The following is a 1184-nucleotide window of genomic DNA, read 5'->3' as shown; positions in this document are numbered from 1 at the left end:
TAAATACCAAGCAGAGGTTAAACCGATAACACCGCTGCCTAATACGATGACTTCCATTGAGGTACTCCACACATTTATCAGTAGCGGTTAGTTTCTTTTCTTTACCTTTTGTTAACAATCGATATAAATTACACACAGCGTTTAGAAAAACTATAGGCTTAGTGATGAGAAGTAACGTGATAAGTGGTTTATGGTTGTTTAACCAAGTGGCGGCACATGCCAGTTTTACGGGCGCTGCTAAGCATCTACACCTTACGACAGGGGCTGTAAGCCAACAAATAATCCACTTAGAAGAGTCGTTAGGTTTTACTCTTTTTGAACGCCACTCTCGAGGTATCCTCCTCACCGAAAAGGGAATACAACTGCAACAAGCCACGCAGTTGCATTTCTCTGAGTTAGGCAAGTTGCTTGATGATCTGAGAGTAGAAAAGCATATCAATGAGATTCGCTTGAAGCTCACTCCCTCATTCGCCTTTAAGTGGCTAGTGCCTAAACTCGAAAGCTTTCAACTAGAGAACCCAGAAATTCAAGTGCAGATCTTTGCGGAAGGAGCGCTAGTCAACAGCGATTTGAAAGACTATGACGTCGCCATTGACTACGGTCTTCACCCTTATCGAGACCATGATGCCGAGTTGATTCTCGATGAACAATTGCTGCCAGTGATGAGCCCTAAATACCTTGAGGATCATCGGTGGCTAAAAACTCCTTTTGGTGATCAAACATCGTCGATGTCTGCGAATCAATGGCAAGCGTCTACGTTGTTGCACGACGCGATGCCGTGGGAAAAAGCGACACGTGACTATGAGTGGTTGTATTGGGCTTCGGCAATGGGATTGGATTTTAAAACCGATGTTGGTCACTTTTTCAATCGAACAGACATGGCGATGTCTGCGGCGGAAGCTGGAGTCGGGATCGCGATGGCACGCATGGCGTTGATTGAGGATGAATTGACGACGAAACGTTTGGTTTCTCCATTCCCCCCCATTCCTGCCAATGCTGGGTATTACTTGATCATGAATACAAGAAGCCAGTCAACTGAGCGATTTAGAGAGTGGCTTTTGAAGCAGATTGAGTCACGACGATGATTTAAGTGTTTAAGAAATAATAAAAATAAATTTCTTAATTACATATTATCTTGAGCCACTTCCCACAAATTATCTTCACTTTATTAACTTCTCTCTCTT

1 protein-coding gene is annotated in these 1184 nt (G+C 43.4%); it reads left to right on the top strand.

The genetic code is table 11. From position 1 onward, the window contains the following. The first annotated feature begins 164 nt into the window (after positions 1–164). Positions 165–1085: a LysR substrate-binding domain-containing protein gene (locus tag R7P67_RS25430; protein ID WP_318086399.1), complete on the top strand. Its 921-nt coding sequence runs from the start codon at positions 165–167 to the stop codon at positions 1083–1085. Positions 1086–1184: the final 99 nt, after the last annotated feature.

This window comes from Vibrio sp. Vb0937, from assembly GCF_033338855.1.
The sequence above is the reverse complement of the archived record's forward strand: the minus strand, read 5'-3'. Positions and strand labels throughout refer to the sequence as shown.